Source organism: Mycoplasma sp. 5370 (assembly GCF_054343435.1).
The window spans coordinates 47,629-63,780 of record NZ_JBTGVF010000001.1 but is presented as its reverse complement, the minus strand read 5'-3'; the positions used below and the strand labels follow the sequence as shown (position 1 = coordinate 63,780).

The window sequence follows — 16,152 nt, the reverse complement described above, 5'->3', positions numbered from 1 at the left end:
TTAAGCAATAGCCTCTTTAGTTTTTTCTAAAACATCACTTTCAATTGCTATTTTTATTTGATTAAGAGCTCCTAAAAATGCTTTTGCATCTGATGAACCATGTGATTTAATTACTATTCCGTTTAAACCGATTACTCAAGCTGCTCCTACATTTCTATAATCAAATCTTTCTTTTACTTCTTTAAATGCTCTTTTCAAAAATAAAGCAAAAATCTTTCTAAAAAGTTTTTTGGTTAATTTTTCTTTTAATAATTTAGAAAAATTTAAAACCGTTCCCTCCATTGTTTTTAGTGTTATGTTACCTGCATAACCATCAGCTAGCGCGATGTCAATATCTCCTTTTAAAAGATCTCTTGTTTCTATAAAACCTTTATAATTAAGATTTTGATTTGATTTTAATAAAAAGTTAGCATCTTTGTGATAATCATAGCCTTTATAATCTTCAGTTCCTATATTAATCAAACCAATTTTTGGTGATTTAACTTTAAATAAATTTTCATAAAAGATGCTTGAAATAATTCCTCACTGAACAAAGTATTCTGGTTTTACAATTAAATTAGCACCTGAATCTAAAAGCAAGAAGTATTTATTTTCAATTAATGTTGGAATCATTGGCATAAATGCTGCTCTTGCAACATTAGTGAGTCTTTTAATTTTTAAAGTAGCCATCCCTAAATAAGTACCGGAATCTCCAGCAGATAAAACTGCTTTTGCTTGATTTTGTGCCACTAAATCTAAAGCAACTGACATACTTGTAGTTTGTTTAGAAACTTCACGCATATTGTTCTCATTTGCTTTAGCAACATTAATCTCGTTGATTATTTCTATTTGATTGTTTTTTATATATTTGTTTTTTAGAAATTTTAAAATTTCCTTTTCACCTCCTATTAAAAAGATTTTATAATCACTATTTTCATCTAAAAATTGACTAACAGCAACTATTTTTTCTTTTAAAGGTGTATCTGTTCCAAGTAAATCAAAAGCAATTGTTTTCATTATTCAACTCCTATTAAGTAATGATAAATTTTTTGTTGTCCATTTTTTATTTCTACTTCTACATCATACCTAGACTCAATGTAATTTAAAACTTCATTAGCATCACTTTTTGTAGAATCTGTTCCGTAGTAAATGGTAACAATTTCAGTGCTGCTTTTAATTAAAGATTCAATAACTTTTTTAGCAGCATCGTTGTAACTAGAAGCTGTTGCAATAATTTTTCCATTTGCTATTGCTAAATAATCACCTTCTTTAATTTTGATTCCATTCATTGTAGTTTCTCTGCTTGCAATCGTTACTTCTCCTGTGCTTACGCTTTTAATTGCATCTTCCATAAGCTCTTTATTATCATCTCAATCTGATTCTTCATTAAAGTTTAAAGAAGCACTTATTCCTTGAATTTGTGTTTTAGTTGGAATTATAATAACCTTTTTATCTTGAATGGTTTGAACAGCTTGTTGAGCACTTAAAATAATATTAGAATTGTTTGGTAAAATAAAAACTGTTTCAGCATTTATAGAATTAATAGCTTGAATGATGTCGTTTGTTGAAGGATTATTTGTTTGTCCTCCTTCAATAATAAAGTGAACACCGTTTTCTTTCATTACATTTATAATTCCCTGACCTGTGTTACATGAAACTAAACCAGATTTGTATTTTTTTTCTGTATTTTTAGTATCATTTGCAATATTTTTAGATTCATTTGCTTGAATAGTCATATTTTCGGATTTGATTTTAATAAATTCACCATATTTTTGAGCAGCATTTAAAAGCATTCCTGGTTTTAAAACATGACCGTGAATTTTTACTCAATCTTCATCTTGAACTACAACTAATGAAGTAGCCATTTTGGAAATTTCATTAACGATTTTATCTTTAGAAAATGTTTTAGGGTTTTTTAATTCAATAATGAATTCAGTACAGTATCCAAATTCACCTTCATAAATTTCTGTATCACTAACAAAATCAGAAATATTGACTTGTTCATCACTTAATTCAACTGGTTCATTGATTGTTAATTTGTACATCCCTTCTAAAATTAAACGAAGTCCTTCACCACCTGAATCATTAACACCAACTTCTTTTAAAACCGGTAATAAGTTTCTTGTGTTGTTACAACTAATTTTAGATTGTTCAACTGCAATTTTAAAAATTTCACTAATGTTAGTTGAAGGAGTAATTGTTTGTTCTAATTTTTCAGTAACTTCTCTTATTACTGTTAAAATGGTTCCTTCAACCGGTTTTAAAACTGAAGAGTATGCTTTAGAAGTAGCACTACGAAATCCTTCAATTAACTCAAAACTATTAATTTCTTTCTTATTAGCAAATGAATCGGCAAAACCTCTAAATATTTGAGAAACAATAACCCCAGAATTTCCTCTAGCTCCAAGTAACATATTTCTTGATATTTTTTGTGAAATTTCATCAATTCTAGTACTTTTTGTTTCTAAAATATTCTTAACTCCTGCAGAAATTGTAGTAGCCATATTGCTACCTGTATCACCATCTGGAACAGGGAAAACATTTAATGCATTTATTTTTTCTTTAGAATTAGCTAAATTGTTAGCACCTGAAATTAACATTTTTGCATATAATTCACCATTTAAAATTTTCATATTACTTAATCCCCTTTATATGAATATTTAAAGTTTCTAATTTTAGTTCGTTTTTTTGTAAGTGGTATTCAATAACTGATTTTATTTCTTCAACTGCAGTTTTAACACTAACAGAAAATAACAAAATTATGGCTAAATTAATTTTTAAGCCATTATTTCCTTTAATAATAAAAATTGATTTTTCTCACTCTTCTCTTTTGAGAGCTTTAGCTAAAACATTTGCTTCAGTATTAATATTACAAAAACCATAAATTCCTGGTATTAAAGAAATTTTTTCTAAAAGTTGGTTTCTTAATTCTTCAACCATTTTCACCTCTTTAAAATAGATAACTATAAATATTTTAAATTATATAACATTTTATTCTTTTTAAACAGTAAAAAAAAGAAAAAAACGTTTATTTTTGAGTAAAATAAATTTTAAATTTTGAAAAAATCTAATAATAATTTTTCAAAATATTGACTTTCTATTTCTGAAAAATTAAAATAATTTATTTTTCCTTCCATTTTTTCTAATAAAAAATCGGCATTTTTACTTCAAAATGGTCCGTCAGTTATTAAAATAAAAGCTACTTTATTATTTTTTAATTCTTATTTCTATTTATATAACTATCTATTATTTCTATAGGTTTTGAACCGCTATTAAAAAAGAAATTCACTTCAATATTAATCATTTTATCATTTTTCAGAAGAAGAAAATCTCCTATTTTATGCATATCATTTATATTCTGAACATTCTTAAAATTTTGCTGTTGAAATAGGATTATGTTGTTTTTATCACAAATTAATTTCAAAGAATCAAAGCACCTTTTTTCAAATCAACTGCCACTTCTATTTTTTCTTCCATTAGAATCTAAGCCTACTAAAATACCTAAAACATAATCAATTACACTATTTTGTAAAAAATCCAAAAATAACTTTTTTAATCCTGTTTTATGGAAAAATAATAGAAATTTTTCTATTTCATAGTCTGATAATTTATTGTCAAAATTGAAATTAAAACATTCAGTTTTAATATCTTCATCAATTATTTCTAAATTGATTTTTGTCTTTGTAAAAAGTTCTCTTTCTTTTTTACTTAAAGCAATAAGCAATGGGAAAACTTTAATAACTTCTGGATTTTGTTTTAAAATCATTTTGAATGTTTGATCAAAATTCTTGTTTTTTATTAAAATATCTAATTTATCTAAAAAAGGTAAATAAATTTTGTAGTCTTTTATATTTTCTCAATTAACAAAGAAAGAATAATTTCTATTTGTTTTGAGTAAATTCTTTTTAAATTGTTCTATTCTATTCATAAATTAATAATTTGTTATTATTATTTCTTCTCCTGTTCTTTTATTTTTATCTCTATTAATTAACCTTTTTACTTTGATTATTTCTTTATTAAAATCCTTATATAATTCATTTATTAAATCCGTATTATGGTTAGTTAACATTATATAGCAACCTTTTTTGTCCAAAACTTTTACAACTTGAGATAATCTAATGTGTTCTTCTTTATCAAATCCTGCTTCTGTATAAGAATCAAAAGATTTATTTTCTAAAGAATCATATGGACTATCTATGAAAATAAAATCTCCTTTTTTTGCTTTTTCTAAAACTGTTGCAAAATCAAAATTCATAATTTCTGTTTTTTTATTCAAAAAATTAGAAATATTGACTATATTTTCTTTAGAAAAAGAAGAAAAATTTTCTTTTCCATTAAAGGGGACATTGAATTCTCCTTTAGAATTAACTCTATATAAACCATTAAAACATCTTTTATTTAAATAAATAAAAAATGTTGCTAATTCTACATCAAATTCTTTATTTTTAATTTTTTCATTATATTTTTCTCTAATTAAATAGTAATCACCTTTTGTTATAAAGGTTTTATCTAATTTTTCAAGATTAGATATAACTAAATCTGGATTTTCTTTTATTTGAATATAAGCATTTATTAAAGAACTATTGATGTCATTAATAAAATATTTCTTTGCTTCAATAGAAAAAAGAACAGCACCACCACCAACAAAAGGTTCAAAATATCTATTTATTGTTTTTGGTAATTTTTCTTGTATTTTTTCTATAATCTACCTTTTTCCGCCTGCTCATTTAACAAAAGGAATAGTCTTAGTTTTTGTTTTATCCATTGTATTATTTTTATTTTCCATCTTTTTCTCTTTCTCTTATTATTGTAAGCATTTTAGAAGCAATTTTTTGAATTACAGTTACTGTCATTGCATTTCCTGCTTGTGAAAGGAGTTTATTATTATTTAAGTTCATTTTTTTAGCTTTTTCAACTATTTCTTTTGGAAAAACTTGCAAAAGCAAAGCTTCATAACCATTAAGTTTTTTAATTTGCTTATTTTGTATGTATAATAAACCGTGTCTCCCTTTTCTTAAAGTAGGAAATATTTCATTGTATTTTCTTAAATCTGATTGTCTTGTATCAATTACAGTATTTTCTCATTTTAATATATCATTAATTGAATATAAATTTTGATTATAAGGATTACCTAAATATTTTAAAAAAGTTTTATTATTTGTTTCAAGTATATTAGTATTATTTTTATCAATAAAATTATTAAAATTATATATTTTCTCTTTTTCTTGTGGAAATTCAAAATTTAAAATGTTTAAATTGTTTTTAAAACCTACAATATATATTCTTTCTCTAGAATGTGGTATACCAAAATCTTTAGTATTTAAAACTTTGTAAAAAATGTTGTAACCAGCATTTTGTAACTCATTTTTTATAATTTCAAAAGTTTTTCCTTTATCATGATTTATTAAACCTTTAACATTTTCCAAAATAAAATATTTTGTTTGTTTTTCTTTTAAAATTCTAATAATATGATAAATTATTTGACCTCTTTCATCTTCTAAACCTTCTCTTTTACCTACTATAGAAAAAGTTTGACAAGGAAAACCTGCAATCACAAAATCAAAATCTGGCAAATCTCTTGCTTTAATTTTAGTTAAGTCTCCAAAATTTTTATCATCATTAAATAGTAATTTATATGTTTCAGCTGTATTTTCTTCTATTTCTGAATGTCCTATGCATTGTAATCCATTTAATTCTAATCCCAGTCTGCCTCCACCTATTCCAGAACATAAATCCAAAAATTTCATAGATGTTTCTCCTTTATAATTTTATTATTGTTGTTTTGTATTTTTAATTCTATTGATTTTTTTAACACTAATTTCTATTATTATTTTACTTTATTTTAAAGTTTATTTATTAAAAACAAATAAAAAAATAGATGCATTTTTCAATGCATCTATTAAGAATAATTATTATAATGAAGATAATAATTTTAATACTCTTACATATTGGTTTACATATGATGATTCATTATCGTATCATGTGTAAATTTTGTAAAGATTTTTTCCATCAACTGTTAATACTTTTGTTAAAGTTGCATCGAAAATTGATCCTTCTGTTGCTCCAATAATGTCTGAAGAAACGATTGGTTCATCTGTATAACCAAATGATTCACTTGAATGTGATTTCATAACTGAGTTAATTTCTTCTGCTGTTGCATCTTTTTTAAGTTCAACTACTAAATCAACAAATGATCCTGTAATTGTTGGAACTCTTAAAGCAATACCGTCTAATTTTCCTTTTAATGAAGGAACTACTAATCCAATAGCTTTTGCTGCTCCTGTTGAAGAAGGAACGATGTTAATAGCTGCAGCTCTTGCTCTTCTTAAGTCTGAGTGAGGTGCATCTTGTAATCTTTGATCTGCTGTATAAGCGTGAATTGTTGACATGTATCCACGTTCAATTCCAAAGTGTTTATCTAAAAAGTGAACAACTGGTGCTAAAGCGTTTGTTGTACATGAAGCTGCTGAAACAACTTTGTCATCTTTTGTTAAAATGTCGTGGTTAACATTGTAAACTATAGTTTTTAAATCTCCTGAAGCTGGTGCAGAAATTAATACTTTTTTAGCTCCTGCTGTTAAGTGTTTTTCAGATCCTTCTTTTGAAGTAAAGAATCCAGTTGATTCAACAACAACATCAATACCTAAATCTTTTCAAGGTAATAATTCTGGGTTTCTTTCAGCTAAAATTTTAATTTCTTTTCCATCAACTACTAAGTTTCCGTTTTTAACTTCTACTGTTCCTTCAAATCTTCCGTGAGCTGAATCGTATTTTAGTAAGTGTGCTAATGTTTTAGCATCTGTTAAGTCGTTAATAGCAACAACTTCTAAATCATTTTTATGTAATTTGTGAATTGCTCTGAAAACTAATCTACCAATTCTACCAAATCCATTTATAGCAATTTTTTTCATTTTATACCTTTCTTTAAAAATAAATGTATTTTTACTTTTGTTTTTAAAATTATTTATTTCCTTTAAATTATATTACAAATTAAAAAAAGATTATTTATTTTTATTTAATAGTAAAATCCAAGATTTAAAGTTATTATGAATTGAATAATTTTTCTTCAAGTTTTGAGTCTCTGTATTTTTCTAATCACCTACTAGTGTTTGTATTATTTAAATCATTTAAATCTATGCTAATACGATATTCTTGTTTGTTATTATTATTGTTTTTGTTGATAACTCCATGTGCACTATGTCCTAAAATTTTAATTTCTTCTTCCATTTCTTCTTTGGTTAATAAAAATAGAAAATTATTTTTATAAAACAAATCATCTATAAAAACACATAAATAATAATCTAATTCATGGTGTAATCTGATTTGGACAATATTTAAAATATTGCCATTTGCAGAAGGAGTGGAACATTTTATTTCATAATAAAGGTTGTCTTTATCTTTTGAATCACCTTTTTCTAACTTCGGTGATATCTTTTCAAATTCAAACTTTTTTTTCTATAAAAGTTTGTTGTAAGGTGGATTTACTTTGTGGACTCAAAACAGAGATAATAAAAAAATATTTAATAGAACTTGTGATATCTTCTAATTTTTGCTCATCAATACTTTCTTTATTTACATATTTGTTAAAATTATTTATTCTTATTTTATAACTTTCAATAACTTTGAAAATGTCTTTAATTTCTTTACTCACGTGTTTTTTTCCTTTCATTTCAAGCGATTATTATTTCATCTTGATTTATTCAATAATTACCACCATTTATTGATGATTTAGGTTTAAAAACTAATTTTCTAAATTCGTTTTTAATTAGTTCAATATCATAATTTTCTTTTACTTTTATATAATGTTCAGATTTTGAATTTGTCACTTCTTGTAATGATTTAATTTTTGCAGAATTTCCATTTATAGTAAAATCAGCTTCTTGGCTTCCTCTTGGTAAAAAAGTAAATTCTTTTGGAATAATTGTAGGTTTTTTCTTTCTTAAATCTTTTTGTTTATTTTCTGTCATTTTTGTTCAAACAAAAAACGTACAAGGAACGTGATATACTTCTTTTTGTTCTTGATTATAAACAAAAAAAGAATTTTTCGGTAATTCTCATTCTGTAACTAATTTCCACTCTTTTGGAAATAAACTAGTTGATTGATTAGTTATTTTACTAAAGGTATTAGGTAAAATAAATGCAATTGTTGAAGCATTTAAATCTATTGAATGTTTGATAAATTTTTTAGCTAAAGATGATCTATAACCAAAAGGCGGATTCCCTATAATTAAAATTTTTTCAGTATTTGGTTTATTGATTTTGACACAAAAAAAATCTTGTTTAATGATATTGCTGTTTTTAGGCTCAATATCATAAGCAATAACATTATTTAACAAATCACTAAAACTACCTTCTCCAGCTGAAGGTTCAATTATAATACTATATTGCTCTAAATTATCAATTTTAGAGATACATTTTTTAGCAATTGCCTTTTTTGTATAAAATTGATCAAGTTTTATTTGCATATTCTTATTTTACTATATTTCAGATATGATTAAGAAAATAAAAAAAACCATTTTTTAAATTTCTTAAATTTTAAGATAACTTAAAAAATGGGGCGGATGACGGGGATCGAACCCGCGTATGTCGGAGCCACAACCCGATGCGTTAGCCACTTCGCCACATCCGCCATAATTATTAATATTATACAATAATATCGTTTTTTGCCAAACAATTTTATAAATTATTAATCTTCATTAAAAGAAAATAAAAGTTTCTTTAGTTTTAAAAATAAAAAAGAAATTAATATATAATAATATTATGGATTTTACTAAAATATTTATTTTTCAAAAAACACTTGATTCTAAATTTGAAGAATCAATAAAACAAAGAAATGTTTCAATGGATGTTTTGGAGTGACATAAGCAAGTGACTTTGGCAATAATTGTCGAAATTGCTGAATTTGCAAATGAATTGCAATCATTCAAATATTGAAAACAAAATAGAAATATTAATAATGAAAAATTATTAGAAGAATGAGCTGACATAATTCATTTTTTAAGTTCATGTGCTAATAATTTAAATTTAAATCCTATAATTAAAAAAACAGCAGTTTCAGCTGATATTAACATCCAATTGCAAAATGTTTTTAAAGCTGCAATTGATTTTCAAACAGAGTTTAACTCAACAAATTTATCAACTCTTTTTAGCTTAATTCTTGGTTTTTTAGATATTTTAAATATTAAAGAAGAAATGCTAATTAATGCTTACTTTAAAAAAGCAGAAATTAATTTAAAAAGAATTAAAGAAAAATATTAAATTATGGTATAATACATATTAGTGGTTCCGTAGCTCAGCAGGATAGAGCACAAGCCTTCTAAGCTTGTTGTCAGAGGTTCGAATCCTCTCGGGATCGCCATTTTTTTATTCTTTTTTTTATAAATTAAAATAAGGACTCTAATCCTTATTTTTTTACTATTCAAAAATTTGTATTGTCTGAAATTTCTAAAATTTTTTTATTTTCTTGAAAATTTTCATTACGACTTATGATATCTAAAATTTCAAAATTTTGATTTTCAAGAATTGTTTTTAATTCATTTTTAGAATATAAGTGTAAAAAATCACAGATTTTGTCTTCATTTTTGAAAATAAAATCACCATATTTTTCAAATCTAAATTCCTTTTTACATTCTTCTATAAAGTTTTTATAATATTCTAAATATTCTACTTCTTCTCTATCATGACAAGAAAAAATGAACATTCCATTTTCTTTTAAAACTCTAAATACTTCTTTTAAAGCGTTTAATCTTGATTTTTCACTTGGTATTCCAGGTCAACCATTAAAGGAAAATAAAACATAATCAAAAGAATTATCTTTAAAAGATAATCTCGATGCATCTTCTACTTTAAATTCAATATTATATTTTTTAGATAAATTAATTTCTTTTGCTTTTTCTATCATATTTTGTGAAATATCAATGGCAGTTATATTTTTATAACCTAGTTCATAAAGAGCAAATGTTGTTCTACCAACACCACAACCTAAATCTAAAATTTTTAATTCTTTATTTGGAAAATATTTATCAATTAAAAATTTTTCTGATTCTCACAATCCTATTTCTTGAAAGTCTTTTTTATATCTTTCAACTGTTTTTCTTTCTTGAAAAACTTTTTTATTATTTAAGTTCATTTAAATTAAATTCAATTAAGTCTTTTGTTCAGTGTATTTCTTGATCTGAAAAAGTAATGGATCTTAAGTCATTAATAGAACTGGAAACAAAAGGAAAAATCTTTAATTCAAGTTGCATTATTATTTTATTTTCTTCAGAGTTAGTTTCTTTAAATACATAAAAGTCAACATTTTCAATAATCTCTTTTGTAATTGATGTTATAAAAGGATATATTGAAGTTTTATCTTTTCTTGCTATAAACTTAGTTGCTCTTGGTAAATTATCTCAGTTGTTATAGATTTTTTCTTTTTCTTTATCATAAACAGCAATTAACAATTTATTAAATATAGCATTTTTTAGTGTATCTTTTTCTTGGTTTGTAATAGAAAGTGTTATTTTTTGTTTTTCATTAGTTATATTCATATTACTAATGCTATTTTCAATTTTGGATTTTAATTTATACTTATTAATTATTTCTATTGCTTCATTTTCAAGTAAATAAACTGAAAAGGGATTAGAAATTAAATTACCATTTTGATTTTTTTCAAATTTTCTAAATCCTGAAAATTCAAAATATTTATGATAAGAATCTGTAACTCCTGTATTATTATCAATTTGTTTAATAGAGACTTCAACTTGCATAGTCCCTTCTAAATCGTTAGCAGATACCCCAACAACTTCATAATTATATTTTGGTTTAGTTGAATCTTCGTGTTTTTCAAAAAATAAAGTACTTAATGAAGGATTTAAAACAATATTTTTATCTTTGAAAAGTTGTTTTAAATTTTCTTTATTTCCTGAACCTAAATATTCATAATTTAAAGTGAAATCATCAGTTGTTGATGAATTTTGCAATTCTCTAAAACTATCAATATTTGAATTATATTGTAGCATTGAAGCAACTAAAGAAGGAAATAATTTTAGTACGCTTGAGCCATTTAAATCTTTTTTTGTTAAAAAGTTTTCTCTTTCATCAACTGTATTTGTTGAATTAGTTTTAAATCCTTGTAAAGATATGGCGATGTTTTTATCTTGATGATTTTTAATAAAAATTAAAACTAAATCACTAATTTTTCCTGCTGAATTATTAATTTTATCTACATTTGGAAAAATAACTCTTATCTTATATTCTTCTTGTAATTCTCATTTAATTGAAATGTTTTGAGCAATTAAATCAGGAGCATCTTTATATTTATAATAAAAAGAAAGTGCATCTAATTGTTTATTTCTTTCTGTTACTTCTAGTGTTGTTGGAAAATCTTTTAAAGATGCAAAAACATCTGTATTTTGCTGTTTATTGTTGTTTTCATCGTTGTTTAAAGTGTTATTAGAAGAATTATTATTTCCTGCTTGTGTATTGGAATTTGTATTTGTTGAAGTATTTATATTTTCACTTGGATTTGTGATTTTTGGTTGTTCCGGTTTTATTGAATCTTCATTTGTTGTTTTTTCAGTTTTATTTTGTCCACATGCTACTAAAGATAAAGTAATAGGCGATAAAACTATAAATGATTTTCAAAATTTAAAATGATTTTTATTTTTTTTCATAATTATTATTTTATCACTTTTAAAGTAATAAAAAAGCAAACCATTTTTTGGCTTGCTTTAAATTTAACGTTTTGATTTGTCATATGGTTGTCCAACTGCAGCTGGAGCAATAGCTCTTTTCGATGTAAATATTAAAATAAATATTGTAATCAAGAATGGTGTAGCTGTAATTAAGAAACCATATTGACTTGCAGCTGCTAACACTCCTGTGCTTGATGCTTGTAATGTTAAAGCTGTTCCGTAAATTAATGAGAAGATTATAGTTACAAAGAAGATTCATGATGTTCTTCATCTACCCATAATTAAAATAGTAAGAGCTAAGAATCCAAATCCACCAGCATTTCCTGTAAAACTAATTCCTTTTCATTGATAGAAGATTCCTCCTCCAAGTCCTGCAAGTAATCCAGAAATAATTAATCCTTGTCATTTGTAGAAATTAACATTAATTCCAGCAACATCTGCTGCTTGTGGATTTTCTCCGATAGCTTTTAGTCTTAAACCTCATTTTGTTTTATTTAATGTTATTAGTGCAACAAGAAATATAACTAATATTAAAACTAATTTAAGAGAAACAATATTTTTGAGATTTGCGAATGAATCTTGAGATCATGCTAATTCTTGTGTATATTGCGGGAATTTATTAGCATCTCCAAAAGTTCTTAAGAAAAAAATACTTAATGCAGGAGCTAATAAGTTTATTGCAACCCCTGAAATAATATGATCTCCTTTTAATTTAATGGTAACAAAACCATGCAATAATGCAAATAAAGCGGTTGCCAATGAAGAAATTATTAATAATGGTATTTGCATTCAAGCACTTTCTACTTTAAATAAATAATTAAGTAATCCATAAACAGTAGCACCAATTATTAACATTCCTTCAATTCCGATATTAACAATTCCAACTCTTTCACTGAACATTCCAGAAAGTGCTGAAAAACCAAGAATAACAAACAGTAAAACTGATGAAACTAAAATTATTGAAAATATTGCCATTTTATATTACCTCAATTCTAATTCATTTGTGTTCGTTTTTCATATTTTGAACAATTAAATCTTTTTCTTTGGTGTATTGAGCTTTTAATTCAACTCTATTTGCCTTGTATTGGTCTTTTAAAACTTTTAAGTCATAAAAACCAAGTTCAGAAAGTTGTTTGTTAATTTCTCTTCTTTTTTCAGATAATTCTCTAAATAACTCAATTTTTTGCTCTTCATTAATGTCTTTTTGATTCATAGCTTTTTTAAAAAAATCAGATTTAAGTTCATTTTGAAGAACTTTTCATTGTATTTTGTTTGGTTCGTTTGTTAATTCGATTATTTTAACAGATAATTTATTGTTTTTTCTCATGATTTTTTTACTAAATCAATATGCTTTAAATATACTAATTTTATGTTCTTTTGATAAATTGGATAATTTATTTAAAAATCTTGTATTAATTAATAATTCTTTTTCAAGATGTTTAATATATTCATTAATTGTAGCATTTTTACTTAATGGGTTGTTATTTTTAAAGTTTATAAATTCTTGAATATATTCTGCTTTTGCTTTTTTAAATACATAAGGTTTTTCTTTATGTAAATTTTGCAAGTGTTTAATATAATCATTTAAAATTTCTAATCTTTTACTTCATAACTCAATTGTTTCTGAAGAATTATTTTTATTTTTTATTTGTTTTTTGATTTTTGATCTTAGTTGTTTATATTCATAAATTTTTCTATTTTCATGATAGAAATAATGGCTTTTAACTAAGAAAACAAATTTAATAAATTTAGAAACTGGTTTAAATTTAAAGAAAATTACAGCGATAGCAGCAAAATAAATGATTAGTCCTGAAATCATTTGAACAGCTTGTGCATCTAATTTTGGATTTAAAATTTGAATATTATCTGAACCAACTGTTAAAAGTGAATAGAATATTGCTGTGAAAATAATTCCTATAGGTGAATTATAAGCAAGCAAGGAAACTGCTATTGCATCAAATCCTAAAGGTTCGGGAGATGAAAGTATAGGTAGATTTTGTCTTGAGAAAACAAATCAAAGAAATCCTGCTATTCCTGCTAAAACTGCTGAAACGCTTAAAATAGATATAATTAATAATTTTTCATTTGTTCCAGAATATTTAGAAGCATTTTTGTTAAATCCAGTCATTTTAATTTTATAACCAATAGGTGTTTTTTTGATTATAAATCAAACTGTTATAGCAAAAATAAATGATAGTCCTAATAAAATTCCTGCAAATGCTTGTGAATTAAAGAAATCATTTTCAAAAATTATTTTTTTAGATATTGGTAAATCTGTTAAACCTGGAGGTAAAGTAAAAGGAAGACCTTGAATTTTCCCAACAAGTAATTGATAAGCAATATAGTAAATAATTCAATTTAATAAAATTGTTGAAATAACTTCATTTATGTTAAAGAATGCTTTTAGTAATCCAGCAATCATCCCTACAAAAACTGCTGCAACTAATCCTGCTAAAAGTCCAACTATTAAATGTCATCCTTTAACAACTATTTCGGTATTACTGGTTGAACCTAAATAACTTACCACAACAAAACAAACAAGACCTGAAGCCATCATTTGACCTGGTATTCCTATATTGAACATCGATGCTTTAAATCCAACACCAACAGCAACCGATGCAAATATAAATACTGAAATAGTAATTAAGAATCTATAAATAAACTCTTCTTTTAATGAAGAATTTATAATTTGATAATAAATTTCAAACGGATTAGAACCTAAAGATGCAATAAAGATAGAAGCAATTATCATTCCAAAGAATAATGCTCATAAAGAACTAAATATTTTCTTTCTTGCATTTGTATTATCTTCTTCAAAAAAGAAGTTTGAAAATCTTTTAAATAAAGATATTTTCTTTTCTTCTACTTTATTCATTGTGTACTCCTGCCATTAATAATCCTATTTCGTTTCTTGTAATATTTTTTACATCTCTTTTGTCTGAAACTTTTCCTTTGTTAATAACTACTACTGAATCTGCTAAAGCAAAAATTTCATCTAATTCGTAAGATATTAGTAAAATAGTTTTACCTGCTGCTTTTTCTTGTAGTATTTTGTTATGAATAATGTTAATTGCTCCAACATCTAATCCACGAGTTGGTTGAACAATGATAATAAAATTATGTTCAGTTAACATCTCACGACCAACAATTGCTTTTTGTTGGTTTCCACCTGATAATGATCTAGCTTTGGATTTTCCATCTCTTCCACCACGAACATCATATTCAGTTTGTATTTCTTTATAAAAATTGTGAATTTTTTTAGTTGATAAAATTCCTAAATTTTTAAATAATTTATCTTTTAGTCTTCTAATTATTGAATTATCTCCAATTGTAAAATCTAAAACTAAACCATATTTATGTCTATCACCTGGAATATATGAAATTCCTTCTTCTTTCTTTTTACTTACAGACATATGAGTGATATCTTTTTCAAGAATTTGACCTTTTTCATCTTCTTTATAAAGGATAACGTTACCATGTGAAGGTTTTAACATCCCTGAAGCAACAAATTCAATTTCTTCTTGTCCGTTACCTTCAACTCCAGCAATTGCTAGAATTTCACCTTTATTGATTGTAAATGAAACGTCTTGAATTCCTTTTAGATGTTTGGCACTAACGTTTCTAAACTCAAAACCAACTTTTGTAAAGTTGTTTTCAGTGTTGTTTTTGGGCATTACTACCTTTTTACCAACCATTGCTTCTGAAATTTCTGAAATTGAAACATTTTTTAAAGAATTAAAGTGTCCAACAACTTCTCCGTGTCTAATAACGGTTGCTTCATCAGAAACTGATTTAACTTCATTTAATTTATGAGAAATAAAAATAATTGTTTTTCCATTTTCTCTAAAGATTTTCATTGTTTCTAATAAACCTTCAATTTCTTGTGGGTTTAGAACCGCAGTAGGTTCATCAAACACAAGAATTTCAGCATCACGGTAAAGCATTTTCATAATTTCTACTTTTTGTTGTGTAGAAACAGTAGCATCACCTGTTTTTTGATTTAAATCAAAATTTAAATTATATTTTTTTTGTATAGTTTGTATTTTTTGAATTGCTAATTTTTTATCTAAAAAACCTCTATGTGTAAATTCATCACCTAAAATAATGTTTTCTAAATTAGTATATGCATCAACAAGTTTAAAATGTTGATGAACCATACCAATTCCTAAATCATTAGCTTGGTTAGGATCTTTAATATACATACTGTGACCATTTATTTTAATTTGACCACTTGTAGGTGTATAAAGACCGAATAGAATTGACATTAAAGTACTTTTTCCAGCACCATTTTCACCAATTAAAGCATGAATGGTACCTTTTTTGATTTTAATATTAATGTTCTTATTGGCAATTATTGTTCCAAATTCTTTTGTAACATTAATAAATTCAATTGCATTTTCTACTTTATTAACTGTATTTTCCATTTTTCTCTTTCCCATATAATTTTAACAAATAAACAAATAAAAAAATAACATAAAAGTTATTTTTTTATTTT

Annotated in this window: 16 protein-coding genes and 2 tRNA genes; 2 read left to right on the top strand and 16 right to left on the bottom strand. The window is 24.8% G+C overall.

Translation table 4 applies throughout. From position 1 onward, the window contains the following. The 11 genes from plsX to ACXX88_RS00290 all read right to left on the bottom strand — a co-directional run bounded on the left by plsX (position 1) and on the right by ACXX88_RS00290 (position 8,608). Positions 1–996 (bottom strand): phosphate acyltransferase PlsX, encoded by a 996-nt coding sequence (gene plsX, locus ACXX88_RS00340; protein ID WP_458559231.1) that lies wholly within the window; start codon positions 994–996, stop codon positions 1–3. Further along, complete coding sequence (locus ACXX88_RS00335; RefSeq protein ID WP_436358959.1) at positions 996–2,612, bottom strand: DAK2 domain-containing protein; 1,617 nt, start codon at positions 2,610–2,612, stop codon at positions 996–998. Before ACXX88_RS00335 ends, plsX begins: the two co-directional genes overlap by 1 nt. A 1-nt stretch (position 2,613) precedes the next feature. Beyond that, positions 2,614–2,919 (bottom strand): Asp23/Gls24 family envelope stress response protein, encoded by a 306-nt coding sequence (locus tag ACXX88_RS00330; protein WP_436358958.1) that lies wholly within the window; start codon positions 2,917–2,919, stop codon positions 2,614–2,616. A 274-nt stretch (positions 2,920–3,193) separates the two neighbouring features. Next, on the bottom strand, positions 3,194–3,907 hold the full coding sequence (locus tag ACXX88_RS00325) for a DpnII family type II restriction endonuclease (protein ID WP_458559230.1): 714 nt from the start codon (positions 3,905–3,907) through the stop codon (positions 3,194–3,196). A gap of 3 nt (positions 3,908–3,910) precedes the next feature. Beyond that, positions 3,911–4,672, bottom strand: coding sequence for a DNA adenine methylase (locus ACXX88_RS00320; RefSeq protein WP_458559237.1), 762 nt, complete (start codon positions 4,670–4,672; stop codon positions 3,911–3,913). Positions 4,673–4,754: 82 nt separating this feature from the next. Then, positions 4,755–5,726, bottom strand: a complete 972-nt coding sequence (gene dcm, locus ACXX88_RS00315) for a DNA (cytosine-5-)-methyltransferase (RefSeq protein ID WP_458559229.1) — start codon at positions 5,724–5,726, stop codon at positions 4,755–4,757. A 165-nt stretch (positions 5,727–5,891) separates the two neighbouring features. Beyond that, positions 5,892–6,890, bottom strand: coding sequence for a type I glyceraldehyde-3-phosphate dehydrogenase (gap, locus tag ACXX88_RS00310; RefSeq protein ID WP_436358954.1), 999 nt, complete (start codon positions 6,888–6,890; stop codon positions 5,892–5,894). Positions 6,891–7,023: 133 nt separating this feature from the next. Then, entirely contained in the window at positions 7,024–7,206 is a 183-nt protein-coding gene (locus tag ACXX88_RS00305; protein WP_458559228.1) for a hypothetical protein, read from the bottom strand. Positions 7,207–7,372: 166 nt separating this feature from the next. Then, on the bottom strand, positions 7,373–7,630 hold the full coding sequence (locus ACXX88_RS00300; protein WP_458559227.1) for a hypothetical protein: 258 nt from the start codon (positions 7,628–7,630) through the stop codon (positions 7,373–7,375). Then, a complete protein-coding gene (locus ACXX88_RS00295) occupies positions 7,623–8,444 on the bottom strand; it encodes a class I SAM-dependent methyltransferase (RefSeq protein WP_436358952.1) in 822 nt (273 codons plus the stop codon). The genes ACXX88_RS00300 and ACXX88_RS00295 overlap by 8 nt, the downstream gene beginning before the upstream one ends. An 88-nt stretch (positions 8,445–8,532) precedes the next feature. Then, positions 8,533–8,608 (bottom strand) — tRNA-His (locus ACXX88_RS00290). A gap of 131 nt (positions 8,609–8,739) precedes the next feature. On the opposite strand from ACXX88_RS00290, the gene ACXX88_RS00285 reads away from it, so the two are divergent. Together ACXX88_RS00285 and ACXX88_RS00280 are read left to right on the top strand one after the other, a co-directional pair. After that, positions 8,740–9,237, top strand: coding sequence for a dUTP diphosphatase (locus ACXX88_RS00285; protein WP_458559226.1), 498 nt, complete (start codon positions 8,740–8,742; stop codon positions 9,235–9,237). Between the two features lie 23 nt (positions 9,238–9,260). After that, positions 9,261–9,337 (top strand) — tRNA-Arg (locus ACXX88_RS00280). 45 nt (positions 9,338–9,382) lie between these two features. Here the strand turns inward: ACXX88_RS00280 and ACXX88_RS00275 are convergent. The 5 genes from ACXX88_RS00275 to ACXX88_RS00255 form a co-directional block, all read right to left on the bottom strand. Further along, positions 9,383–10,108 carry a class I SAM-dependent methyltransferase gene (locus ACXX88_RS00275; RefSeq protein ID WP_458559225.1) on the bottom strand — a complete coding sequence of 242 codons (726 nt, stop codon included), beginning with the start codon at positions 10,106–10,108 and terminating at the stop codon, positions 9,383–9,385. Further along, positions 10,095–11,636: an LppA-related lipoprotein gene (locus ACXX88_RS00270; protein ID WP_458559224.1), complete on the bottom strand. Its 1,542-nt coding sequence runs from the start codon at positions 11,634–11,636 to the stop codon at positions 10,095–10,097. Before ACXX88_RS00270 ends, ACXX88_RS00275 begins: the two co-directional genes overlap by 14 nt. Positions 11,637–11,699: 63 nt before the next feature. Continuing rightward, entirely contained in the window at positions 11,700–12,632 is a 933-nt protein-coding gene (locus ACXX88_RS00265) for an ABC transporter permease (RefSeq protein WP_458557495.1), read from the bottom strand. A 1-nt stretch (position 12,633) separates the two neighbouring features. Beyond that, on the bottom strand, positions 12,634–14,532 hold the full coding sequence (locus ACXX88_RS00260) for an ABC transporter permease subunit (protein ID WP_458559223.1): 1,899 nt from the start codon (positions 14,530–14,532) through the stop codon (positions 12,634–12,636). Then, positions 14,525–16,081: an ABC transporter ATP-binding protein gene (locus tag ACXX88_RS00255; protein WP_458559222.1), complete on the bottom strand. Its 1,557-nt coding sequence runs from the start codon at positions 16,079–16,081 to the stop codon at positions 14,525–14,527. Before ACXX88_RS00255 ends, ACXX88_RS00260 begins: the two co-directional genes overlap by 8 nt. Between the last annotated feature and the right edge of the window lie 71 nt (positions 16,082–16,152).